This is a genomic window from Micromonospora sp. NPDC005298, assembly GCF_040607375.1.
In the GTDB taxonomy this organism is placed as follows: domain Bacteria; phylum Actinomycetota; class Actinomycetes; order Mycobacteriales; family Micromonosporaceae; genus Micromonospora.
In genome coordinates, this window is record NZ_JBEXGP010000009.1 from 16217 (window position 1) to 41944 (window position 25728).

A 25728-nucleotide genomic window follows, 5' to 3' on the forward strand; every position below is an offset into this window, starting at 1 on the left:
GTCCGGGCTACACCCTAACCAGCGGGATCGGGAGTCACCTATAGGTCGTCTGACGTATACCTCAGCAGGCGGCGTGGTCGGCGGCGAGCAGGTTGCCCTCCGGGATGGCGATCCGGGTACGCCCGCCCGCCAGTTGGGCGGCGGCCCGCCGGGCCTGGAGGGGGCCGTGCTCCCGGCGGGCGCCGGCGTAGCTGGCGGCGGTACGCGCCGCGATCGTGGCCCAGCCGTACCGCTCGCCGACCATGGTGCGGGCCCTGCGGGCCAGCCGGCGCGCGAACACCTCGTCGCCGAGGAGTTGGCCGACCGCACCGGCGAGGGCGTCCGGGTCGCTGTGCGGGAACGTCACACCTGTCACGCCCGGCTCGACGATCTCGGCGAGGCCTCCGGTGCGGGCCACGGCGAGGGGCGCGCCGGCGGCGGCCGCCTCCAGCGCCACCATGCCGAACGGCTCGTAGAGGCTGGGCACCACTGTCGCGTCGGTGGCGCCGAGGACCGCGGGCAGCTGGGTGGAGTCGAGGAAACCGGTGAAGCGGACGGTCGAGCTGAGCGACAGCCGGCGGGCCTGGGTCTCCAACTCGGCGCGGTACGGGCCGTCGCCGGCGATCAGCACGCGCAGCCCGGGGTGCTGTTCACGCAGCCGGGGCACCGCGTGCACGAGGTGCTGGACGCCCTTCTCGTAGACCAGCCGCCCGGCGTACCCGACCAGCGGGCCGCTGCCGGCGAACCGGGCGCGGGCCGAGGCGACGGCACGCGGCCGTGCCCGCCAGGCGCGGTCGTCGACGCCGTTGGGTACCACGTCGACCTGCGTGCCCGGGATGTCGAACAGGGTGGTGACCTGGTCGCGCATGTACCCCGAGCAGGTGATCACGCGGGTGGAGGAGCCGCTGAGCCAGTGTTCGACGCCGTGGATGGTGCGGTTCATCTCCTCGGGGAGCCAGCCCTGGTGCCGGCCGGCCTCGGTGGCGTGGATGGTGGTGACCAGGGGCAGGTCCAGGTGCTGGGCGAGGGTGATGGCGGTGTGGGCGACGAGCCAGTCGTGGGCGTGGATGACGTCGTACGAGCCGGCTTCGGTGGCGCGTAGGGCGGTGCGGGTGAGGGTGTGGTTGAAGGCCATGGTCCAGGCCAGCAGGGAGCTGGTGGCCAGGGGGAAGGTGACGGGGTCTTCGGGGGCGCGCAGGATGCGTACGCCGTCGGCGTACTCCTCCAGGGGTGCGCCGTCGGTGTGGCGGGTGACGACGGTGACCTCGTGGCCGGCGGCGGCGAGGGCGACGGAGAGGGCGTGCACGTGTCGGCCGAGGCCGCCGACGAGCACCGGCGGGTACTCCCACGACAGCATCAGCACCCGCAGGTGCCGGGCGGGGTGAATGTCGATCACGTGGGCGTCGGGTGACATGCGGCCCCCTTTGAGTTGTCCCCGGGCGCGCGCCGACCGACACCGGAGTCGGTGTCGCCGTCGCGTCTGGATCGGGGCCAATCCTGCCGGGGCCGAGATAACCAGCGGCGACACCGCCGTTGCGGTCGTGTAAAGCGCTACTGGCCCTTTCGGCGTACCCGCAGCAGCTCGGCCACCGACCATGCCTGGAAGGGGCAGCCGGTCGCGGAGTGCGGCGCGACGCCGTCGGCCGTCTCGCTTACCGAGCCTAGTCCATATTCGGTCAGATGGGCCTCAATACCGATGAATACATCATCGACCGACATCTTGCTCCGGCTGCATGCGTCCACGTACGGCCCGAGCAGCCACGGCCAGACCGTGCCCTGGTGGTAACCGCCGTCCCGCTCGGCGGGACCACCCCGGTGCCGGCCCACGAACTCGGGCGAGTCCGGTGCGAGACTGCGCGGCCCGAGCGGGGTGAGCAGGCCCGCCGCCACCCGCCGCAGCGTCGGCTCGTCGGGCTCCAGCGGCGCGAACGGCAACGACCAGGCCAGCAGCTGGTTCGGTCGCAGCGCGTCGTCGTCGTGCAGGGCAGCGCCGCCCAGCGGGTACGCCGGCGCGGGCGCGTCCAGCACGTCGTGCAGCCAACCCGTCGGGGCCGGGAAACGGTCCCGGAACGAGGCGACCGCCTGCCCGTGCCGCCGCCACAGCTCGGCCGCGTCCTGCCCGGCCAGCTCGGTCAGCTCGGCGAGCCCGGCCAGCCCGTTGATCCACAGCGCGTTGACCTCGACCGGCTTACCGGTACGCGGGGTGACCGGCACCCCGTACACGCGGGCGTCCATCCAGGTCAGCGCGGTGCCCGGGGCGCCCTGGGTGAGCAGCCCGTCGGCCGGGTCGACGGCGATCCCGTAGCGGGTGCCGGTCGCGTGGGCGTCGACGACCCCCCGCAGCGCGGGCAGCAGCTCGTCACCGAGGTCGGTGTCGCCGGTGACCGTGACGTGCCGGCTCACCGCGTGCAGGAACCACAGCGTGCCGTCGACGGTGTTGTACTCCACCCGCCCGGTGTCGGCCGTGTTGGCCAGCATCCCCTCGGAGAGCGTCGCCGCGTACGAGCGCAGCAGCTCCCGACCCTCGTCGGCGCGGTTCGTGCGGAGGAACAACCCCTCGTACGAGATCATCGTGTCCCGCGACCAGGCGCCGAACCACGGGTACCCGGCCACCACGTCGACAGTTCCGCCACCGGGCCGCACCACGAACGCGTCGGCGGCCAACGCCAGGGTCGCGTCGACCGGGTCGGCGGGGCGGGCCGCCGCCACCACCTGCCGGTTGCGCCGCCGGGCCGTCGCCACGATCTCCTCCGCCCTGGGCGGCTCCTCGTCGAGCCGACCCGCCCAGGCGCGTACCGACACCGTGTCGCCAGGGCGCTCCAGCTCACCGGTGAAGCGTCCCGCGTACCAGAGGTCCTCGTCCGGGTGCAGACCCCGGTGGGCCTCCTCGCGGTGGTGCACGCCCAGCCACCACTGCCCCTCCGGCGTCCAGCCCGGACCCGCCAGCCGGTACGCGCCCTCGACCACCGCGCCGTCGGCCACCGCCTCGACCTGGGGTGTCGGGCCGTCGGCGCGCCGTTCGCCGTGCGCGTCACGCCAGGTGCAGGCGGCGGACAGCTCCAACCGGACCGGCCCGCCGGCGACCAGCCGGTGCACCACCGCCACGCAGGAGCGGCCCGGCAGCATGGCCAGCTCCCGTTCGATCACCACGGCGCCGATCCGCCACCGCCACCGGGGCAGCCCGTCGACCAGGTCGAAGCGTTCCAGCAGCTCGAAGCCGCGCGGATCGACGACGCCGGAGGACCACTCGTGCGCGCCGAGCCGCACCCGCGCGCCGGACGGCAGGGTGACCGCCGGATCCAGACTCACCAGTCCCACCTGGCGGGACGCGGGGGTTTCGCCGGGCACCACCAGCAGGCCGTGGTACCGGCGGGTGCGCAGCCCGCTGACGGTGCCCATCGCGTACCCGCCGACACCGTCGGGCACCAGCCATTCCCGGCTCGCCGCGCTGCCCAGATCGCCGCACACCTGCGGGCCGAAGTGAATGTCGATCAACTTTCCTCCACCGGCGGCGGGGTGTAACACGCCACGACGAGAATGGCCGCTGTGGTCAAGTACCGCGGCGGCGTCAAAGATGTGCACGTGATCACTGACCGTTCGTCCTCCGACGCCTCGCCACCCGACGCCGAGCGGCTCCGGCTCGCCCAGGCCGACTCGGGTGAGCGGGATTGGCGCGCATGGGGTCCCTATCTGTCCGAACGGGCGTGGGGGACGGTACGGGAGGACTACAGCGAGCACGGTACGGCCTGGGACTACTTCCCACACGACCATGCGCGGTCCAGAGCCTACCGGTGGAACGAGGACGGGATGGCGGGCGTCTGCGACGAACGGCAGACCTTCGCGTTCGCCCTCGCGCTCTGGAACGGCAGGGACCCGATCCTCAAGGAGCGGATGTTCGGCCTCGGCGGCGACAGCGGCAACCACGGAGAGGACGTCAAGGAGTACTGGTGGTATCTCGACAGCACCCCGACGCACTCCTGGATGCGCTGGCGCTACCACTACCCGCAGGCCGCCTTCCCGTACGACGAACTCGTCGCCGTGAACGCGCTACGCGGCCGGGACGACACCGAGTACGAGCTGGTGGACACCGGGATCTTCGACGACGACAGGTACTGGGCGGTGACCGTCGACTACGCCAAGGCGTCCCCGACCGACCTGTGCATGGTGATCACCGTGGCGAACCGGGGGGACCGGGCGGAGACCCTGCACGTGCTGCCCACCCTGTGGTTCCGCAACACCTGGTCGTGGGGCATGCCCGGCGGTGACCGGATTCCCCGGCTGACCGGCGAGGGCACCCGGCTCGTCGGTGAACACCGGGTGCTCGGCCAGCTCCTGCTGGAGGGCGACGGCGCCCCGGTGCCGCTGCTCTGCGACAACGACACCAACGCCGAACGGCTCTGGGGGCTGCCCGGCCGGTCGCCGTACCCGAAGGACGGCATCAACGACCACGTGGTCAACGGCGCGGCCACCGTCAACCCGGCCCGGGAGGGCACCAAGGGCGCGCTGCACTACGTGCTCGACGTACCGGCCGGCGGGCAGCGGCAGATCCGGCTGCGGTTGACCCGTACCGCGTCCCCGCCGGCCGCCGCCCCGCCGCCGCCGGCCGACCTGGGTGCGGGGTTCGAGGCCGTGGTGTGGGCCCGGCGGGCCGAGGCGAACCGCTTCTTCGCCGGGGTGATCCCGCCGGCCGCCACGCCCGACGAGGCGCTGGTCGCCCGGCAGGCCATCGCCGGGCTGATGTGGGGCAAGCAGTTCTACCACTTCGACGTCAAACGCTGGCTGGAGGGCGATCCGGGCTCGTCGCCGCCACCGGCCGGACGCCGGCACGGGCGCAACAGCGCCTGGTGGCACATGACGAGCTTCGACGTGATCTCCATGCCCGACCCGTGGGAGTACCCCTGGTACGCGGCCTGGGACCTGGCCTTCCACTGCGTGAGCATCGCCCGTGTCGACCCGGGTTTCGCCAAGGACCAGCTGCTGCTCCTGCTGCGCGAGTGGTACCTGCACCCCAACGGGCAGATCCCGGCGTACGAGTGGGCGTTCGGCGACGTGAACCCGCCGGTGCACGCCTGGGCGGCGTTGAAGGTGTTCGAGATCGACGGCGGCCGGGACTTCGAGTTCCTGGCCCGGGTGATGCACAAACTGCTGCTCAACTTCACCTGGTGGGTCAACCGCAAGGACACCGGCGGCAACAACGTCTTCGAGGGTGGTTTCCTCGGGCTGGACAACGTCGGGCCGTTCGACCGCTCGGCGGCGCTGCCGGTGGCCGGTGTGCTGGAGCAGTCCGACGGCACCGGCTGGATGGCCATGTACGCGCTCAACCTGCTGGACATGGCGATCGTGCTCGCCGAACACGACCGGACCTGGGTGGACACCGCCACCAAGTTCTTCGAACACTTCGCGTATATCGCCGCCGCCGCGTACGAGCAGGGGTTGTGGGACGACGAGGACGCCTTCTTCTACGACGTGCTGCGCCTCGCCGACGGCACGAAGGTGCCGCTGAAGGTCCGTTCGGTGGTCGGGCTGCTGCCGCTGGCCGCCACCACCCGGCTCACCGCGAAGACCCTGCACCGGCTGCCGGAGCTGGGCGCGCGGCTGCGCTGGTTCCTCACCAACCGCCCCGAGTACGCCCAGGTGATCGGCACCCGCCGGCTCGGCCCGGACGGACGCCAGCAGCGGCTGCTGTCGATGGTCGGTCCGGAGCAGGTGGTCCGGCTGCTCGCCCGGATGCTCGATCCCGACGAGTTCCTGTCCGACTTCGGCCTGCGGACGCTGTCCCGCGCGCACCTGGACAAGCCGTTCTCGGTCACCCTCGGCGGGCAGGAGTTCTCCGTCGGCTATGAACCGGCCGAGTCGACCAGCGGCCTGTTCGGCGGCAACTCGAACTGGCGTGGTCCGATCTGGATGCCGACGAACTTCCTGCTGATCAGCGCGCTACGCGACTACGCGGCGTTCTTCGGCGACGACCTCCAGGTGGAGTACCCGACCCGCTCCGGTGTGAAGCGCACGTTGGACGAGATCGCCGACGACCTCTCCGCCCGACTGATCTCACTGTTCACGCAGGACGACTGGGGGCGGCGGCCGATCTACGGCGCGTGCCGTATCTTCCAGACCCATCCGGACTGGCGGGACCTGGTGGCCTTCCCCGAGTACTTCCACGGCGACAACGGGGCCGGGCTGGGCGCCTGGCACCAGACGGGTTGGACGGCCCTGATCGCCGACCTGATCCTCACCCTGCGCCGCTGAAAGCGCCCACGAGGGGGCATTCGTTACATGGACACCCCGTGCGGAGGCATTGATATTCGTCACGCTCGTGCCTCGTCGTTCCGGGTTGTTACCCGCCTACCGCCCACCTAGCCTGAGCCCGCTCAAGTTCAACGGGGGAGCGGCGCTATGCAACTGCAGATCAGGCTTCTGGGCACTGTGGAGCTGTGTGTCGACGGTCAGACCGTCACACCCGGCGCGGCGAAACGGCGAGCGGTCCTCGCCGGCCTGGCCATGGAGGCGAACCACGTGGTCTCCCTGCCCCGACTGGCGGAAATGGTCTGGCCGGAGAGCCCACCGGCGTCCGCCGTGGCGAATCTGCGCACCCACGCGGCGGTACTGCGCCGCACACTTCGCGACCGCCTGATCGCCCGACCCAACGGGTACGAGTTGCGGCTGGTGCCGGGCGAGCTCGACGTCGCCGAGTTCCAGCGACTGGCAGGCGAGGGTCGTGCCCTGGCCGCCGTCGAGCCCGCCGACGCCATCGCCACGTTCAGTGCCGCCCTGGCCTGCTGGCACGGGCCGTCCGGTGACGGCCTGCCCCGGGGCACCGCGCTGGACAACCGCTGGACCAGCCTGAACGAACAGCGGCTCCAGGTGTTCGAGGAGCTGGCCGCCGCGCGGCTGGCCGCCGGGCAGCACGGTCACCTGCTGCCCGAGCTTCGGGCACACCTCGCCGCTCATCCCCTGCGCGAGCGTGCCTGGGGGCAGCTGATGCTGTCGCTCTACCGCTGTGGGGACGTGCCGGCCGCACTCACCGTCTTCCGGCACGCCCGGGCGACCCTGCACGAGCAACTCGGAATCGAGCCCGGCGAGGAACTGGTCGGCCTGCACCGGGCGATGCTCGACCGTGCGCCGGAGTTGGCGTACGTCCCGGTGGCCGCGCCGCCCGTCCCGGCGCCACCCACGCCGGCTCGACCCGCCCCCGGCTGGGCGGTGCCTCGCGAGCTTCCCGCCACTCCGGCGACGTTCGTGGGCCGTACCCGGGAGACGGCCGACGTCGTGGCCGCGCTCAACGCCGCGACGCCGGCCGCCGTGGTCGTCGCCGGCGCTGCGGGCAGCGGCAAGACCGCCCTGGCGGTACGCGCGGCGCACAGCGTCGCCGGTGACTTCCCGGACGGGCAGGTCTTCGTCGACCTCGGCTACGACACCGCGATGACCCCGGGCGAGGTGCTGGCCCGGGTGTTACGCGCGCTCGGCGTCGCCCCGGCCGACGTCCCCGCCAACACCGACGAGCGGGCCGGCTGGTTCCGCTCCCTGGTGGCGAGACGGCGACTGCTGCTGGTCGTCGACGGGGTCACGCGGGCGGCCCAGGTGCGACCGCTGCTCCCCGCCGGCCCCGGTCCGGCCCTCGTCGTCGTCGGTCAGCGGCACCTCAGCAGCCTGGACGGCGTACGCCGGGTGACGCTGCATCCGCTCGACGGGGTGCCGGCCCGCGACCTGCTCGCCGCCTTCGCGGGTCCGGAGCGGCTGGTCGCCGACCCGGCGGCCACTGTGGAGCTGGCGCGCCTCTGCGCCGGGTCGGTCCTGGCGCTGCGGATCGCGGGCAGTCGCCTGGCCGGGTATCCGGCCATGCCGGTGGCCGGTCTGGTCACCCAGTTGCGCGACGGGTCGGACCGGTTGGACCTGCTGGCATACGAGGACCTTTCCGTGCGGGCGAGCCTCGCCGCCGGTGTGGCGGCGGTCCGGTCCGACGACGAGCTGGCCGGGCGGCTCCTGGAACTGCTCGCCACCCAGCCGGACCACCCGGCCCTGCTGGACCGGGCCGCGGCGCAGCTCGGGGTCTCCATCCAGCGGTTGCACCGGGCCCTCGAGGGCCTGGTCGACGCGTACCTCGTTCATCGCGCCGCCGGTCGCTACACACTGCCCGCACTGGTCCGCGACTACGCCGCCGAACTGGCGCTGCCGCCCACGCCGACGGGCCCACTGAGCAAGCGACGGGTGCATCCGCCGGCGGCGGCATGACCCACGCCTGACTAGCCGGTCCGCCGTCCTCACGGGGACGGTGCCAGAAAGTATGCGCGCGGTATGCGTCCCGTGGAACGGTGCGTTCGCGCTGCTCCACCGGGTTAGCGGAGCCAAACCTGGAAGGTATCGGGGAGATAGTCGGCTGAGTATTCCTCGTTTCTAGCCTTCACCCGTTGTGCCTACGAACGGGCGGAGGGTTACGGGTGAAACGACGATCACGAGGTCCCCTGATCGGGGGACTGGCGCTGGTCATGGTGGCAACGCTCGGCGGGATGGAGGTCCTACCGGACCGCACTCCCGAGCGAGTCGACCAGGTGGCCGAGGCGAAGGACGACGCGGGCCTGCTCTCCCGGCTGGGCGGTGCCGCCCGGCAGTTGGTGAACGGCGGCCCGCGCGGCGTGGAGCCGGAGGTCATCGGCGCCGGATTGTCCGTGACCGAGCAGCCCCCGGCGGCGAAGAAGCTGCCGGCGCCGAAGCGGGTGCGGGAGGTCCCGAACCGGCGTACGGCCAACGGGCGGGTGTTCCAGCTCTCCGACGGACGGCTCCAGGCCGAACTGTCGGCGCTGCCGCTGAACTACCGGGACGCCAAGGGCCAGTGGCAGCCGATCGACACGCGGGTCGTGCCGGCCAACCGGGGCGGGTACGTCCAGCAGAACGCCACAAACAGTTTCACAAGCCTCTTCGGGGGACGCACCGACAACCTGGTGCGCTTCGAGCGGGACGGCCGCGCGGTGCAGTTGGGCCTCGCCGGTGGCGAGCGGGCCGCCGCGCCGACGGTTGACGGCTCGACGGTCACCTACCCCGGCCTGGCCGACGGTGCGGACCTCGTCTACGACGTCACCGCCGGCGCGCTGAAGGAGAAGATCGTGCTGCGCCAGGCCCCGCAGGGTCCGGTGTCGTACACCTTCACGCTCGACACCAAGGGTCTGGTGGCGCAGCAGCGGGAGGACGGCTCCATCGCGTTCGTCAGGCCCGAGGGCGGTGACCCCGAACTGGTCATGCCACCGGCGTACATGTACGACAGCGCCAAGACCCCGGTCACCAGCACCGCTGTCAGCCAGCGGGTCCAGCAGACGTACGGCCAGACCACCGTGACCGTCTCGGCGGACGCCTCGTGGCTGCGCGACAAGGCCCGGACGTACCCAGTGGTGATCGACCCGACCATCAAGATCCAGCCGGTGCCGATCGACGGCCAGGACGTACAGATCTCCTCGGGCGCTCCCACCACCAACTTCAACAGCACCTACCAGCTCAAGGTGGGCACCGGCAACGACGCGACCTGGCGTTCGCTGCTGAAGTTCGACGTGAGCCAGATCCCGGCGAACACGACGATCGACGACGCCGAGGTGATGGTCTACTACGACCAGAGCCTGGACGGCATCTACGCCAACGACGTGCCGATGGAGGTCCAGCGGGTCAAGACGAACTGGACCGAGGGCTCCGCGAACTGGAGCACCATGAGCGCGGCCGGCGACACCTCGCTGCCCGGCACCATCGTCACCGTGGACGACGGCGACACGAACGCCACGGCCAAGGGCACCTGGACCGCCTCCACCAGCAACCTCACCGCGTACGCGGTGGGCCAGGACTACCGGACCAACAGCGACGCGACCACCGGGGACACGTACACGTACACGCCGACCATCACCGAGGCGGGCGAGTACAAGGTCGAGGCGCACTACGTGGGGGCGTCCGACCGGGCGGATGTCGCGCCGTACACCGTGTACCACAAGGGCGGCACCAAGATGGTGCCCGTCGACCAGCGGACACCGACCGGTACGGGCGGGTGGACCACCCTGGGCTTCTACCAGTTCGACGCCGGCACCACCGGCAAGGTGGTGCTCGGCGACCAGGCCAACAAGGCCGTCATCGCCGACGCCGTGCGGTTCAGCAAGAACGGCGCCCTGAAGGAGGCGTCGCACTCCAGCACCTGGCTGTCGTTCCCGGTGCGGGGCCTCGTGCAGCAGTGGGCGAGCGGCACCCAGCCCAACTACGGCGTGATGCTGAAGGCCAAGAACGAGTCGCTGGCGAAGCAGGGCGGCGCGATCTTCGAGGCCTCCGAGTACGCCTACATGAACGACAGGCGGGACTACAACCTGCCGAAGCTCGTCGTCACGTACGGTCGGCCCGGTGTCGCGGTGAACCCGCCGACCACGATCACGTCGACCGGCGCGGTGCTGGACTGGCCGAAGTACAAGGACCCGGACGGGCAGACCGGCACCGCCGACGACGTCGTCGAGTACCAGGTGCACCGCAGTCCGAACCAGACCTACACGCCGAGCGCGGCGACGCTGATCGCCCCGGTCTCGACAGGCACGTTGTCCTTCCAGGACACAACCGCCACGCCGACGCCGGCGGACAAGACCAACCCGATGGACCGGCAGTTCTACTACTACATGGTGGTGGCCAAGACGGCCGACGGGCAGCTCGTGGCCGGGCCGACGGTCCCCGCCATGCTGCCCAAGGCCGGTCAGATCACCAAGGTGTTCCGGACCGGGGTCACCGACACCAGCCTGTCGAAGAAGCTGCCCACCACAAACGTCAACGTCTACGACGGTGACCCGTACGTCGGCGTGGGCAACAACTCGCCCACCTACGGCGTGACCCGTGGCGTGGTGAAGTGGTCCTCCCTGGCCGGGGCGATCCCCACCAACGCCCAGGTCACCGGCGCCCAACTGCGGATGTGGAACGTCTCCCTCCAGCCGGGCACGGACCAGTCCCAGTACGTCGACGTCTACAAGCTCAACCGGGGCTTCACCGAGAGTTCCGCGACCTGGAACACCTACGACGGCACCAACGCGTGGACCACGGCCGGCGGTGACTTCGACACGTCGTGGAAGGCCGGCTTCAACGGCTTCACCAACGACCCCGAGTGGGAGACCTGGGACGTCACCACGCCGGTGAAGGGCTGGGTCTCCACGCCCAGCACCAACAACGGCCTGCTGCTGCGAATGCGTGACGAGGTCAACCAGAACGCTCGGGCGATGATGCTCGCCTCCGAGGCCGAGGACCCGATCTTCGAGCCGACGCTGGAGGTCACCTATCTGGAGCAGACGCCCGAGTCGACCTACTACGCGGCGAAGACGCCCACCAACCTCGCGCCGGCGTCGACCTACACCGCCCCGGTGTCGGTGTCGAACCCGACCCAGGCGACCTGGAAGACCACCGACTGGGAGCTGGCGTACCAGTGGACCCGGGCCAACGGTGAGGCGGTGACCGACGCCAGCGCGATGGTCGCCACCCCGCTGCCGGCGGACATCCCTGCCGGCGGCACCGTGGACCTGACCGCGCAGGTGAAGACCCCGGCCAGCACGGCCGAGGGCAACAAGCGCACCGACTACGTGCTGAGCTGGCAGTTGCGCAACAAGCTGACCCAGCAGTGGCTCTCACAGATCGCGCCGATCGCGGCCCTGCCGCAGAACGTGGCGGTGGTGGAGCCGACCTCCGACCAGCTCGGTCTGGAGAAGTTCTACTCGTACGTGGGGAAGAACACCGGTGCCGGCGGCACCCTGATGAACAACCTGTACTCCGGCAACACGGTGTGGTCGTACGACGCGTTGAGCAACCCGTCGCGGGGCCTGTCGACGTTCGTCCGGATGTCCTACAACTCGTTGGACACCTCGGACACCGTCGCCGGGTACGGCTGGTCGTTGCAGGCCTCGTCGCTGATGCGGTTGGGCAGCCCGCTGGACTTCCACCCCAACCCGAATCCCACCAAGATCACCATGACCGATGGTGACGGCACCAGTCACTGGTTCACCTGGGACTCGGCGACCTCCACGTGGAAGAGCCCGAAGGGCGTGCACCTCTACCTGGAGAAGATCACCACCTCGGACTGCAAGCCGAACACGCAGGAGCCGAAGGCCTGGCGCCTGACCAAGCCGGACCGCACGCAGTTCTGGTACGACTGCGAGGGCTTCCTCACCAGCACGGTGGACAAGAACGGCAACACGATGACGTTCACCTACGAGGAGCGGAAGTCGAACAACAAGCCGACCAAGTTCCTCCGGTACATCACCGACGCGGCTGGCCGGAAGACCCTGACGATCGACTACTACGCCAAGGGTCAGACCTACGACTACATCAACGACACCACCTGGGCCCGGGTGTCCGGGGCGACCAACCTGACCAACCCGAAGATCATCGACCACATCTCGCAGATCACCGACATCTCCGGTCGGAAGATGACCTTCGCCTACACGGACAAGGGTCTGCTCGGCGAGCTGATCGACGGATACGGCTCCAGCGGCACCATGGGCGCGCCGAAGACGTTCAAGTTCGCCTACGACATGACTCAGGGCAACAAGAACGTCAAGCTGGTCAAGGTCACCGACCCGCGCGGCAACGCCACCGAACTGCGGTACTTCTCGCCGTCCGCCGGGGACGACCCGACGTGGCACTGGCGGACCAAGAACTACACCGACCGGAACGACAAGACCAACCTGACCCAGTTCGCCTACGTCGACCCGGACGCCACGAGCAACATCCGCACGACGGTCACCGACGCGGAGAACCACTCCACCGTCTACCTCCAGGACGGCTACGGCCGGCCGATCGAGACCACCAACGCGAAGAACCAGCTCACCAAGCTGGAGTGGGACGGCGACCACAACGTCACCAAGCTCACCGAGGACAACCAGGCCGTATCGACCTGGGCGTACGACGCCAAGACCGGTTACCCGACGGAGATCAGGGACGCCGAGGCGGTCAAGAACGGCACGGCGGGCACGGTGCTGACCTACCAGCGCCAGCTCAACGGCTACGTCGCCGACCTCACGGAGAAGACCAGCCCCGAAGGCCGAAAGTGGACCTTCGGTTACGAGCCGGACGGCGACCTGTCCTGGGTGGCCGACCCGATCGGTAACACCACGACCGATCCGGACGACTACAAGACCGCGTACACGTACGACGCGTGGGGCCAGATGTTGACGGCGATCGACGCCAAGGGCTACTCCACGGTCTACAACGGCTTCGACTCGAACGGTTACCCACAGACCATCACGGACGCGGACCAGAAGCAGACGAAGTTCGTCTACGACGGACGCGGCCAGGTCTTGAAGGTGACCGACGCGCTCACTCACGACACCACACAGACGTACGACACATTCGGTCGTCCGCTGGTCAGCAGGGTGGCCAAAGACCAGGCAGCCAACGAATGGATCACCATTCCTGCGCCGGTCTACGACGATAACGACAACATCATCAAGTCGACCGCAGCAAACGGCGCGGTATCAAGTGCGCAGTTCGACGCGGCGGATCAGATGGTGCACGCCTTGGCTCCGCCCGACCTGACCAACGGTCCGGTGCGGAAGACTTCCTTTACCTACGACAAGGTGGGCAACCTCCTCACCACCACCGAGCCCCTCGGCAATCTCTCGCCCGAAGCTGGGGACTTCACCACGACCAACCACTACGACTCCATCTACCAGCTGACGTCGGCGACGAACGCCGTCGGCCACACCATGAGCTACGAATACGACCGCGTGGGAAATGTGGTCAAGGTCGTTGACCCTCGCAAGAACGCCACTGCCGACACTCAGGACTTCACCAGCAGCTACGTCTACGACTTCGCGCATCGCCGGACCAAGACCACAGACGCGGCGGGCAAGTCCGCCACCATCGCCTACGACCGGGATGGTCTGGTTACGGCAACGACGGACGCGCTCGGTGTCACGACGGAGATCACCCTCGACGCGAGGGGCAAGCCGGTCCAGGTGAAGGTGCCCCACAAGAACGACAACGGCACCATCACCTACCGCATCACGAAGGCGGAGTACGACCGGGTCGGGAACCAGACGAAGCTGATCAGTCCGCGGGGTGTCGCCACCGGCGACGATCTGGACGACTTCTCCACGGTCAAGGTCTACAACAAGTTGAACCAGCTGGCGGAGACCCGGACCGCCTACGACAAGGACGACACGCGCTACACCACCGCAGACGTCACCACGTACACCTACGACGCAGTCGGTCGCCTGGCGACCCTCAGCATGCCACCGTCGTCGGGCGAGTCGGAGCGCAACAACACCGACTACACCTACTACGACAATGGTTGGACCAGGACGAGCACTGATCCCCTGGGCATCAGCACCTCCTACGACTACACGGAACTCGGCAAGCAGAAGGCACGCACGCTGACCCCGGCAGGGGAGCCTCGCACCTCGTCGTTGAACCGGACCATGACCTGGTCCTACTACCCGGACGGCAAGCTGAAGTCGCGCTCCGACGATGGCGTCCCGGTGGGGAAGCAGTCCGTTGTGGTCGACAACTCCGACTTCAACAACGTCAGCGCCAGCGGGACCTGGACCACGGCCAACACAGCCACCGGCAGGTACGGCACCAGCTACGCCACCCGCCCAGCGGGAGCCGGCGCGAACACGTTCACCTGGCAGTTGAACGTGCCGCAATCCGGCACCTACGAGGTGTTCGCCCAGTATCCACAGCTGAACGGGGCGGCTGTCGACGCCAAGTTCACGGTCAGCCACAGTGGCGGTGCCGCCACGAAGACGGTCAACCAGAGCGCCAACGCCGGTACGTGGGTGAGCCTCGGCTCCTACAGCTTCACGGAGGGCAACACCCACAAAGTGGCGCTGTCCGACCAGGCCAGCGGCACGGTGATCGCCGACGCGGTCAAGCTTGTCCGCGACAACTCCGCCGATATCGACGACGAAGCGCACAGTTACGCGTACACCTATGACCCCAACGGCAACCTGAAGACCGTCAACGACACCTCTCGTGCGGCGAGGGTCGACCTGTTCCAGGTCGACTACACCGGTCTGAACCAGGTCAAAACCGTAATCGAAAGCAAGGCCGGTGCGGTCAAGAACAGCACCTCTTTCACGTACAACGAGAACAGCTCACCGCTGACCACCACACACGACAAGCAGTACGCCAGCTACACCTATGACCCGCGTGACCTGGTGTCGCAGGTGGTGAACGGCACGTCAGCGACCGATCCGAAACGCAAGACCACGACGTTCGCCTACACCGACCGTGGCGAAAAGTCGACGGAGACGAAGGGCAACGGCAACACCGTCGGCTACACGTACTACCTGGACGGGCTGCTGAAGACACAGGTCGAGAAGAAGTCCAACGCGACGTTGGTCTCGGAGCACTCGTACACCTACGACCTGAACGGCAATCGGGTACAGGACGTCGCGAAGAAGATGAACGCCGACACCCACTCGGCGTACCTCAGCACCATCAGTGGCTACGCATACGACCCACGCGACCGGTTGTCGCGCTTGACGAGGACGGGTGACGGTGCGGACACCGAAACCTACATCCACGATGCCAACAACAACGTCATCAGCCAGACCATCAAGAATGCCACGACGACGTTCAATTACGACCGGAATCGCCTGCTCACCGCCAGTGCGGGCGGGGCGACCTCGTCGTACAACTACGACCCGTTCGGCCGCCTGGACACCGTGACGGCCGCTGGCACGGTCATCGAGCGCAACGTCTACGACGGCTTCGATCACATGATCGAGAACCGCAAGAACACTGGCACCGGCACGTCCATTACCAAGTACACCTACGATTCGCTCGACCGGACGGCCACCAAGACCGCCAACGCTGGCGGCGCAAAGGAGAAGACCACCACCTTCAACTACCTCGGCCTGTCGAACGAGGTGCTGGACGAGGAGGTCGTCGGGAAGATCACCAAGTCGTACCAGTACTCACCCTGGGGCCAGCGGTTGTCCCAGATCACCCACAACAGTGACGGCACCGAACAGAAGGCCTACTACGGATACGACCCACACACAGATGTTGAGCAGCTGACCGACGACAGTGGTGACACGAAGGCCACGTACGGATATACCGCTTACGGGAAGAACGACGATTCGCAGTTCACCGGAGTCGACAAGCCGGATACGGCAGATCCGACCAAGGAGCCGTACAACGCCTACCGGTACAACGCCAAGCGGTGGGATCAGACCTCCGGCTCCTATGACATGGGTTTCCGGAACTACGACCCAGGCCTGAACCGGTTCCTCTCCCGAGACAGCTACAACGGGGCTCTCTCGGATCTCAACCTGAGCCTTAACCCGTACACGGGCAACCGGTACGCGTTCGGAGGCGGCAACCCGATCTCGATGATCGAGCAGGACGGCCACACTCCGTACGTGGACGACGCCGAGCGCGCGTCCATGAAATCCTGGATGACTTATTACTACCAAAACGTCCAGGATGTACCAAAAACCGGAAAAATGGACGCGGAATACGGGTACGGGGTCACGAACAAGACGCTGTTCGGTGCGGCTTCCGTTTATGACAAGGACGGCAATCTCCTCGCCTCAGAAGACAATATCCGAAGTGGGGGTGGCACGCTTCCTGGGGAAGGGTCGAAGGTTCAGCAGGACAAGCACGTGGAGAAGCGGGCGATCGACTGGTTCGACCGGCAGGGCAAGCTGCAGCCCGGCAACACTCTGGTGATCGCCGTCAACAAGGAGGGCGCACCGCCGTGCTCGCGTGGTAAGAGCTGTGACAATGCAATGCTCAAGGCCGCCCAAGCCAAGGGGATCCGCATCATCTACCTCGAACCAGGGAAGACGCCGGTGGTCTACGGTGGCGAGAACGCTAATGCGCACATCAAGCCCGCCTCGCTGCCGATTCCCAAGCGTGCGATCATCTATAAGCCGCCCACCGGCGGTGGAGCGGAGGTCGAGGTCCCCCGTGGACCAGGAGGAACTGGTGGCAAGACGGCAGGGGCAATGGGTCTTTTGAGTGTCGCTGGCGATATTTACTTCATCTACAAGGCTGGTGGCATCTTCGCCCAAAACCAAGAGTCCAAGGACTACGTGATGGACATGCTCTGCGAATTCGGAAACAAGTTGTACTGCCGGGTCGAGATGCCGACCGCGTAAGCCTTTCGCACTTCCTTATGATGGCCATCTAGGCCGTCCGGTAAGGGCCCGCAGTGGATACTGCGGGCCCTTACCGATGATCTGCTAGGATTCCGCCATGCCTCAATGGTCAGCTTTCAGCCGTGAGTTCGATTGGTCCTCAGTGAGCCACGCATACGGTCCGGCCATCGAAGTGCCGGGCCTGCTTCGCGCCTTGAGGTCGGGCAAACAATCGGTCCGGCAGCAGGCCTATAGGGATTTGGCTGACCTGATGGTCGACCAGGGCTCACGCTCCGCAGCCAGTGTCGCCATCGTCCCCTTCCTGATCGACGTGGTCGCCGATGCCGCGGCACCTGACCGCTTCGCTGCCTGCCAGGTGCTGGCAGCCATCGCGGTGGGAGATGAGAGTTCGTGGCTGAGCGACCCCGTCGACCCGAAGGAAATGCGGTCGGAGGTTGCTCGCCGCGCCGGGATGACCAAGGAAGAACTGGAGGACGATCACCGCGCCTGGATCGCGTCAGCGCGCACCGACGAGGAGCGGGATGCGCGGACCCGACGGGCCGAGTGGCGGGATCTTGAGGCTGAGCGGGACGAGGAACGGTGGTCTATCGAAGCCTATGACGCGGTCCGTGCCGGGGTGCCGGTATACCTAGAGGCTCTGGATGCGCCCGAGAAGGCCTTGCGGTTGCATGCCACGTACCTGCTCGCCTGGTTCCCCGAGGAGGCCAAGAGCATCACCCCGGCCATGACCCGCCTGGTCCGGGAAGAGCCGGATCCGATCGTGGCGGCGGCCGCCTGCGTTGCGGCTGGCCTTGCCGGCGTCAAGGGCGACGCCGCGCTGATCGAAGCCCTGTCAGCACGCCGGGCCAGTGGCAATCGGGGCGAGGCGTGGTCAGCCGTTCTGGGTCTGTCGCGGATCGTCACCCATCCCGACCGGTCGCTCGTCGCCGACCTCTACTCCTGCTTGTTCGGCGCGACGGGCCCTGTGCCGTACTGGCCGTTCCTTGAGGGCGACATGTCGGCGATGGCGGCCTTGACGATCCGGGATCTCGGCGCGGATGTCGCTCAGGACCGGGTCGCAGTTCTTGCTGAGCGGATCACGAACCTGACCACTCCTGGTGACTCATTCACGCTGCTGACCGCCACCCTGGACGCGGCGTTCCCGAACGGGCCGATGCCAACTGGCACCCCATTCGACGATCTTGATCAGAATCAGAAGACCGCACTGTTGTCGCTGGCTGATTCGCGCGTGCTGGAAGGTGGTTCGATGGTGTCCATGCTCCTCGGTCGTTACAACCTGCCCCAGACCGCGGCTGCCCTGCGCGCCTACTGTTCCCGGTAGCCGGGAGTGCCAATCACGAGGTTCTGGCTGGGGATTAGCTGACGGCAGGATGGCGCCCCACCAGTGCTCGGGACGATGAGGTAGGTGGGTTCGATGGTTCCAAGGTTCTCAATGGGTGAGTCGCTCCAGGAACTCAGTGGGGAAACCACCTTGTGGATCGTCGGCGTCAACCTTGATCTCGTCTCGGGCTACGCGCTCTGGGGAGGGGGTGACCCGGACCGGTTCCTGACGGACGGTGGCAGGCTCGTCCTGACGCCGACAGTTGAGAGACTGATCGAGGAGCTTCCTGGATCAGGACCGCATTCGTTTCGGGACGACGAGCGGTTTCAGACGTTCCGCAGGCAGGTGAGGCGGGCCTACCAGCCCGGCGCGGAAGGGGGCGACGAGAGCGGCGTGTACGACTTCGCCGCGACTCTTCGCGCGATTCGAGAGCGAGAGGTGCTGTACGCGCCCCATTCAGGGATGGCGGCGGACTGCCTCGGCGCCGCGCTCGATCTTGGTCGACAGTACGGCGAGGGCTCCGTGGGCTACCGAACAGCTCGCTTCGGCGTCCTGGATCGTCTTTACCGGGCGACCTGGGGTGAGCTGGAAGAGGACCATCTCGATTATGTGGAAGTTGAGGCTGCGTTCACCCAGCTGATCGACTGGATCGAGAGCACCACCAGATGACGACGCGTCCGTCGAGCACCGCGATCTGCTCTCACGGCAGTTGGGTTGACATCGCGAACGACACTCCCGGTCGGTGCTGGAGATGCGCTGGAGGCTTAATGGTTGGGGTTGTGTGAAGCGCGCTTGGTCGGAAGCGCGGCAGCGGAATGCTGACAGCGATCATTTGCGGTCGGCCGACGGATGACCGTCCTTGGTCTCGATCCGGTCCAGGTCTGGCGACAGATCGAGCGGGCGCGTTGACCTGACCCGGGCCATCCGCTTCGCTCTGCGTGGGCGGGTGGCGCTCGGAAACGGGGGCACTGCCATGGATTCTGCGGAGGCACCGGCACGGCGGCGGTCGCGACGGATGGCGGCGGCGGGCGCGGCGATCGTCGTGTTGGTGGCGGCGGGTGTGGTCGGGTGGCGCGTCACGATGGCCGAGCGGGAGGAGCCGTTGCGGCCGGTTGCTGCCGGGGTCGGGGAGGTGTTCACCGATTTGCCGGCCCATCTGCCGAGGCCGACGCAGGTGACGGCCCTGCCGACCGATCGTGCGGCGGGTCCGGGCGCGCTGATCTACCACCGGAAGATCAGCAACGGCAGGTACGACCCCGGCGGTCGTTCGTTCGAGCAGCACGACGTCTACCTGGTGACACGGTCGGGTGAGCAGTTCCGGATCGGCCGTACCCCCGCCGACATGGGCCCGCTGAACCTGTCACTGTCACCCGACGGGCGGTGGCTGGCCGCCAAGCGCGACGATCGGTGGCGGATCCGGGACCTGTCGGGCACGACGGAGTACGAGGTCGAGGTCGGGTACGAGCTGTGGCTCTGGTCCACCGACGCCCGGTCGGTGCTACTCGCCGAGCCGAGCGCCACCGGTCGGACGTTCGCCAGCATGGCGCTGCCCGGCGGTGGCGTACGCCTGCTGGGCCTGCCCCTGTCCGCCCTCGGCGGCGAGGTGGCGTTCATCGCCGGCCGGGAGGTGGCGGTGTACGACGCGAACCCACTGGACAGTGTGTCCGCGACGCGGGATCTGACGCTCTCCCTCCGCGACGTGCTCACCGGCTCGTCCCGGCAGCTCACCGTGATCAGGGCCGGTCAGCTGGGGCCGGGCGAGGCGGTGGGTCCGATGGTCGGCCTGTGGCGCGCGGGCGGAGACCCGCCGACCATCTGGATGGAGGTGGGCCGACCCGACCTGGTCCCCGCCGACCTTCCGGAGGCGCCACTGGTGGCGCCGTCGGTGGCGCTGCTGGGTGTGGACGTGGCATCGGGAGCCCCGACGACCAGGATCGAGCTGCCCTCCACCGACGGGCGGCAGGTCTGTCTGGGCGTGGTGGCCGACGGCGTCGCGCTGCTGCGCTCAACCGCTGGCGGCACCGAGCTGGTCGTCGTCGACCCGCGCCGCGACAACCGCCGTGTCGTGACGACGTTCCCCGAGGCGGTGAGCGTCCTGGTCCCGGGAGCGCGGGCGTAGTCACCCGGTGAAGGGCTCGGGTCCGAGTCGGCCCCAGGCCACGTAGGCGGCCACGGCGAGATAGACCGCGTTGAGCACGATGAACCTGGCCTCGCCGTAACGGAGGTGGGTGATCATCGCGCCGATCATCAGCAGGATCCAGCAGATGGCGGTGACCGGCACCATGACCGGTGCGATGTCGAGCACGGCGGGCAGGATCAGGCCGACGGCGGCGAGGATTTCGAGGATGCCGAGGGTCTTGACGAAGCCGACGCTGGCGTCGCCGGTCCACCCGCCGCCGTTGTTCGCCGCCAACTTCTCCTTGGGTACGAATGTCTTGGTGATGCCACCGGCCAGAGCGACGGCCGCCAGCAGTCCGGCGGCGATCCACAGAGCCACGTTCATCGGGGTTCCTCTCGTTCGGGTCGCCCACAAGACACCGCCGGTCCGAGCGCTGTGACCGGTCGACGGGTGACGGGTCGCACAGGAGCGCGGTGTCACAGGAGGCCGTGCTGTGGTGTCTGGTGGGCGAGAAGGTGACGTCGAGTGGCAGGAGCCCCGTCATGAGCGCAGAACCCGCCGTCGACGCGTTCGTCAGGCACCGCGATCTGCTCTTCACCGTGGCGTACGAGATGCTCGGCTCGGCCGCCGACGCTGAGGACGTACTCCAGGAGGCCTGGCTGCGGTGGGCGGACGTCGCCCTCGACGCGGTGCGCGACCACCGCGCGTACCTGGTCCGGATCGTCACCCGCCAGTCGCTCAACCGGCTGCGGACGATCGGCCGGCGCCGGGAGTCCTATGTCGGCTCCTGGCTGCCCGAGCCGCTGTTGACCACGCCCGACGTCGCCGACGACGTCGAGCTGGCGGAGCACGTCTCGACGGCGATGCTGCTGGTGCTGGAGACGCTCGCGCCGACCGAGCGCGCGGTGTTCGTCCTGCGTGAGGTGTTCGAGTTGGGTTACGACGAGATCGCCCACACCGTCGGGAAGAGCCCTGCCGCGGTCCGCCAGATCGCCCACCGGGCGCGGGCGCACGTGGCCGCGCGTCGGCCGCGCGGGGCGGTGTCCGCGGCCGAGGCCCGACGTGCGTTGGAGGCCTTCCGGCGGGCGGTCGAGATGGGCGACGTCCAGGGTCTGCTCGACATCCTGGCACCGGATGTCGTTCTGCTCGGCGATGGCGGTGGCATCAAGCAGGCCGTGCTGCGACCCATCGTCGGAGCGGACAAGGTGGCCCGTCTGATGGCGTCCCGCACGGTCGAGGTCGCCGCACTGTCCCTGCATCCCGCCCAGGTCAACGGCTACCCGGCGCTGATCGTCCGGATCGACGGCGAACTCGACACGGTCCTGACGCTGCGCATCGACGACGGCCTGGTGAGCGGGCTCTACGCCGTCCGCAACCCCGAGAAGCTGTCACACATGCGACGGGAGACCGCGCTGAGTCGCTGAATCCGGTAGCCCGTATGGGCTGTGCCCGCCATTGAAGATTGGCTCCGACCAATTGTCGGGACACCCGAGGCGACCCGGAAGGTTGGTTCGGCCCGCCGGTTTTCCCAAACTTCGAACTGAAGCCACAGTAACTGGCCGGTTGGCGGACCAACTACCGTGATCGGTATGGCAGGCCGGCGACCACGGTTGTTCATCAGCAGCGCCCAGGGTTACCTCAGTCGATACCGAAGTGCCGCCATCGAGATGGCGTCCCGGGTCGGGTTCGAGCCGGTCTACATGGAAGATTTCGGTGCCCTGTCACCTCCTCCCATCGACGTCTGCCGCGAGGGCGTCACCAGCAGTGACGTGCTGCTGTTGCTGATCGGACACCGGTACGGTTCGCGTCCGGCCGGCGAGTCGCGGTCGTACACCGAGATCGAGTACGACTGGGCCAGTGATGGCGGACTGCGCGTGCTCGCGTACGTCGTCGACCCGGATCATCCGTGGCCGCCGAAGGAACTCGACCGGTCCGACGAGGACAGGTTGGCTGTGCGGACCTTCGTCGAGAGGGTGGCGTCCAGACACACACTCGACCGCTTCGGGGAGGTCGGCGACTTTCGCGCGGACCTGGCGGTCGCTCTCATGCGTGAACGGGACAGTTTGGTCAACTCGGAACGATGGGCGGCCGTCGCGGGATCGGCCGCATCGGCGCGGCTCGCCCCGGCACTGGCCGCCTATCCCAGCTACACGGGCGCGGCGCATTTCACCGGCCGGTCCGGAGAGCTCGCCCTCCTCGATTCCTGGTGTGCGGGTGAGAGTGGGCCGGTACGGGTGCTGGAGGCCATCGGGGGTACCGGCAAGTCCGCGCTCGCCTGGACCTGGCTGACGACGAGTGCCGTGGCCGGCGCTCCGGGCTGGGCTGGTCGGTTCTGGTGGAGCTTCTACGAGGGGTCGTCCTCGGTGACGCACTTCCTCGTCGAGTTCCTCGCCTACGCCCAGCCGCACCGCGACACCTCCGCGCTGACGTCGACGCAGCTCGTGAGCGCGGTCGAGGACGTCCTGGAGTCGTCGTGCCACCTCCTGGTGCTGGACGGGGTCGAACGACTGACGCAGGCCTACCACCACCTCGACCCCTCGAAGGTGACCGACGAGGACGTGGCGGGCACCAGACACGCGCGACCCAACGCGGTCATCGACGTCGCCGCCTACGACCTGTTGGCCCGCCTTCCACGGGCGAAGTCGTCCCGCATCCTGATCACCACGCGCCTGACGCCCGACGCGTTGCTCGGTCTCAGCGGTCGGCCCGCCGCCGGCGTGACCGTGCAGAAGCTCGGTGGGCTCGGCCCGGCGGCGACAGCCGCGCTCGTCACGGAGTTGGGTGTCGCCGGTGAACCGGAGGCGATCGCCCGCTTCTTCGGCAAGCTCGACCACCACCCGCTGGTCATCGAGATCGTCGTCGGACTCGTGAACAACTATCGTCCGGCACCTGGCGACTTCGACGCCTGGAGCAACGACCCGCTGCACGGAGGTGCCTTCCGGCTCTCCGAGTTGGAGTTCGTACATCGGCGCGCGCATGTGGTGGCCGCGGCACTCAAGAACCTGGGTCAGGGGAGCGCCCGGGTCCTGCGGTACCTGTCCGCCCTGTCCAGCGCCGCCGACTGGGACCTGGTCCAGGATCTCAACCCCTTCCTGCCCGCCAAGCCCCGACGCCGGCCACCCGACCTCAGCGCCCTCGGACCCCGCCCGCGGCTGACCTGGATGCCACCTGGGCCGGAACGTGCCGCGGCCCTCGCCGAACGGGACCGTTGGGACGCGCAGGCACGTGATCTGAAGGAGGCCGCCGATCGGGCGTATGCAGGGGCGCTGAGGACCTGGTCGGCTTCCCGGGGGACCCGGCTCGCGCTCGTCGAGCTGGAGAACGCCCTGCGCGACCTCGAGGACCGGGGGCTGCTGTGGTGGGACCGGGTGACCAACAAGTACGACCTGCATCCCGTGATCCGGGCAGCCGCGCACGAGGGCATCGACGCCGACGGTCGACTGGACGTGTCCAGCCGCATCGTCGACCATTTCGCCACCTGGCATCCGCCGGCAGACGTCCGCACCGTCGAGGACCTCGCACCGGCGATCACTGCTTTCCGGGCTCTGGTCGACGCCGGTGACATCGAGGCGGCACTGCGGGGCATCGCGGGGCACCTGTCGCTGCTCCTCGATCTCGGTGCCTTCTCGACAGTCGTCGAACTGCTTGAGCCGTTGGGAGACGTGCCCGACGACTGGTTTCGCCAATACCTCATCGAGGCTTATGCGGCTCTCGGCAATGTGACCGAGTCTCTGGCCTACCACGAGAGAAGCATTGTGGAGGCGCTGGCCCAGCGCAACGCGATACTGCTCGGTATCTCCATCTCGAACGTCTCGCGTCACATGAGCGATGTGGGCCGCTTCGCTCAACGGGCGAGGGCGCTCACCCTCCTCGAACAGCTGCTGAAGGCCACCGGTGAAGATGGGGGAGACAAGGCGCGCATCCTCACCCAGCGCGCGGAGGACTCACTCCGGCTGGCCGACCTGGACAGGGCCGCCGCGCTCCTGACCGAGGCGCGGGCGTTGCCGGGAAATCCGTACGACCGTGGGTTCGCCCGCCTCCTGGACCACCTGGAACTCACCCTGCGGCTGCGCAGGGGGACCCTCACGTTCGACGATCTCGCGCGTGCCGAGAGCAGCGTCCGGTCCATCTACGATCGGGCCAATCTGCTGGGCCTGCGATTCGCGCTTGCGCAGAGCACAGGGGATCTGGAGGTGGCCCTGGATGCGGCGAGCGAGATGGTGCGCCTCCACCGCGATGCGGGATGTCCACACAGCGCGGCGCTGGTGGCGTGGGCGCTGGCCGCGTTGGGCCGACCCGAGGCGCCACAGGTTCTCGACGAGGCCCGGGCCATCGAGGATCGGCTGGATCCGTGGTGGCGGCAGTCGGGCTACATCGCCGACAGTCTGATCCTCCTCGGTCGTGCGGAAGAGGCACGGCCGTACGCGCTCCGCGCCTACCGGTCGGCCCAGGCTGACGGCCCCGGGTTCCACGATGTCGAGCAGGTGGCCGGGGCGGTGGCCCGTCTGGAGAAACTCGGCGAGGCGCTGCCCGACCCTGAGCCCCGGCACGCTGTCCCCTTCGAATGGGAGCCTGCCTTCCACGACTTCGTCGCCTCGTTCAACCAGTTCGATCTGGCCTTCCTGCGGCCGTACATTCGACGGTCGGGTGTCGACGCCTCCGTCGCCGCAACCTGGCCCGACCCGCTCGACGGCTGGCGGGAATGGGCCGGTGCCGTCGCCAGGGACATCGTCGGCGACGCGGTCGACGAGTCCGCCGCGGTCCAGGCGCAGCTCGGCAACTCCCTGGAGATGCGAGTCGGAGAAACCCTGGCGGCGACTCTCGGGGCGCACGGACACGCCGAGTTCCAACGACTGCAACTCGTCGACTTCGAGACCATCGAACGCTTCATGAAGGAAGGTCTCACCGACCCCGCGTGGGCGGCCGACATCTATGCCGCGCTGGCCCAGCCCAGGGAGGCGGTGCCCGCCGCTGTCGTGAACGTCGCCACGCAGTTCTGGCTGACGAAGCACAGGTCGCACTACCGGCGCTTCGTCGAGTCGGTGCTGACAGCCCTGAGGGCCGCGGTCATCGCGGAACTGCCCCCGCCTCCCGGACGTACCAAGACGGGCGGGCGGTGACGCCGTTCGCGTTGACAGGCTCGCGCGAACCTCCGCGACAGTCACCAATCCGTCACCGGACGACTGCGGGCGGTGTTCGCCTCTACGCTC

Annotated in this window: 11 protein-coding genes; 8 read left to right on the forward strand and 3 right to left on the reverse strand. The window is 68.4% G+C overall.

Annotated elements, in window-relative coordinates; translation table 11 throughout:
• Positions 1-61 precede the first annotated feature (61 nt).
• On the reverse strand, positions 62-1393 hold the full coding sequence (locus ABZS77_RS16070; protein WP_354823143.1) for a glycosyltransferase family 4 protein: 1332 nt from the start codon (positions 1391-1393) through the stop codon (positions 62-64).
• A 137-nt stretch (positions 1394-1530) separates the two neighbouring features.
• Entirely contained in the window at positions 1531-3474 is a 1944-nt protein-coding gene (locus ABZS77_RS16075; RefSeq protein ID WP_354823145.1) for an amylo-alpha-1,6-glucosidase, read from the reverse strand.
• Positions 3475-3516: 42 nt separating this feature from the next.
• On the opposite strand from ABZS77_RS16075, the gene ABZS77_RS16080 reads away from it, so the two are divergent.
• The 6 genes from ABZS77_RS16080 (at position 3517) to ABZS77_RS16105 (ending at position 20518) form a co-directional block, all read left to right on the forward strand.
• Positions 3517-6225 carry a glucosidase gene (locus tag ABZS77_RS16080; RefSeq protein ID WP_354823147.1) on the forward strand — a complete coding sequence of 903 codons (2709 nt, stop codon included), beginning with the start codon at positions 3517-3519 and terminating at the stop codon, positions 6223-6225.
• Between the two features lie 147 nt (positions 6226-6372).
• A complete protein-coding gene (locus ABZS77_RS16085; RefSeq protein ID WP_354823149.1) occupies positions 6373-8208 on the forward strand; it encodes a BTAD domain-containing putative transcriptional regulator in 1836 nt (611 codons plus the stop codon).
• Between the two features lie 275 nt (positions 8209-8483).
• Positions 8484-17078, forward strand: coding sequence for a DNRLRE domain-containing protein (locus ABZS77_RS16090; RefSeq protein WP_354823151.1), 8595 nt, complete (start codon positions 8484-8486; stop codon positions 17076-17078).
• Between the two features lie 97 nt (positions 17079-17175).
• Positions 17176-18399 carry a hypothetical protein gene (locus ABZS77_RS16095; RefSeq protein ID WP_354823153.1) on the forward strand — a complete coding sequence of 408 codons (1224 nt, stop codon included), beginning with the start codon at positions 17176-17178 and terminating at the stop codon, positions 18397-18399.
• Between the two features lie 93 nt (positions 18400-18492).
• Positions 18493-19068, forward strand: coding sequence for a hypothetical protein (locus ABZS77_RS16100; RefSeq protein WP_354823155.1), 576 nt, complete (start codon positions 18493-18495; stop codon positions 19066-19068).
• Between the two features lie 304 nt (positions 19069-19372).
• The gene (locus ABZS77_RS16105; RefSeq protein WP_354823157.1) at positions 19373-20518 is read left to right on the forward strand and encodes a hypothetical protein; all 1146 of its coding nucleotides are present in this window, start codon (positions 19373-19375) and stop codon (positions 20516-20518) included.
• On the opposite strand, the gene ABZS77_RS16110 is transcribed toward ABZS77_RS16105, so the two are convergent.
• Positions 20519-20902, reverse strand: coding sequence for a DoxX family protein (locus ABZS77_RS16110; protein ID WP_354823159.1), 384 nt, complete (start codon positions 20900-20902; stop codon positions 20519-20521). It lies immediately after the preceding gene.
• Between the two features lie 158 nt (positions 20903-21060).
• Here ABZS77_RS16110 and ABZS77_RS16115 point away from each other — a divergent pair, with 158 nt between their 5' ends.
• Complete coding sequence (locus ABZS77_RS16115) at positions 21061-21942, forward strand: RNA polymerase sigma-70 factor (RefSeq protein WP_354823161.1); 882 nt, start codon at positions 21061-21063, stop codon at positions 21940-21942.
• A 165-nt stretch (positions 21943-22107) separates the two neighbouring features.
• Positions 22108-25638, forward strand: a complete 3531-nt coding sequence (locus tag ABZS77_RS16120; RefSeq protein WP_354823163.1) for a DUF4062 domain-containing protein — start codon at positions 22108-22110, stop codon at positions 25636-25638.
• The last annotated feature ends 90 nt before the right edge of the window (positions 25639-25728 follow it).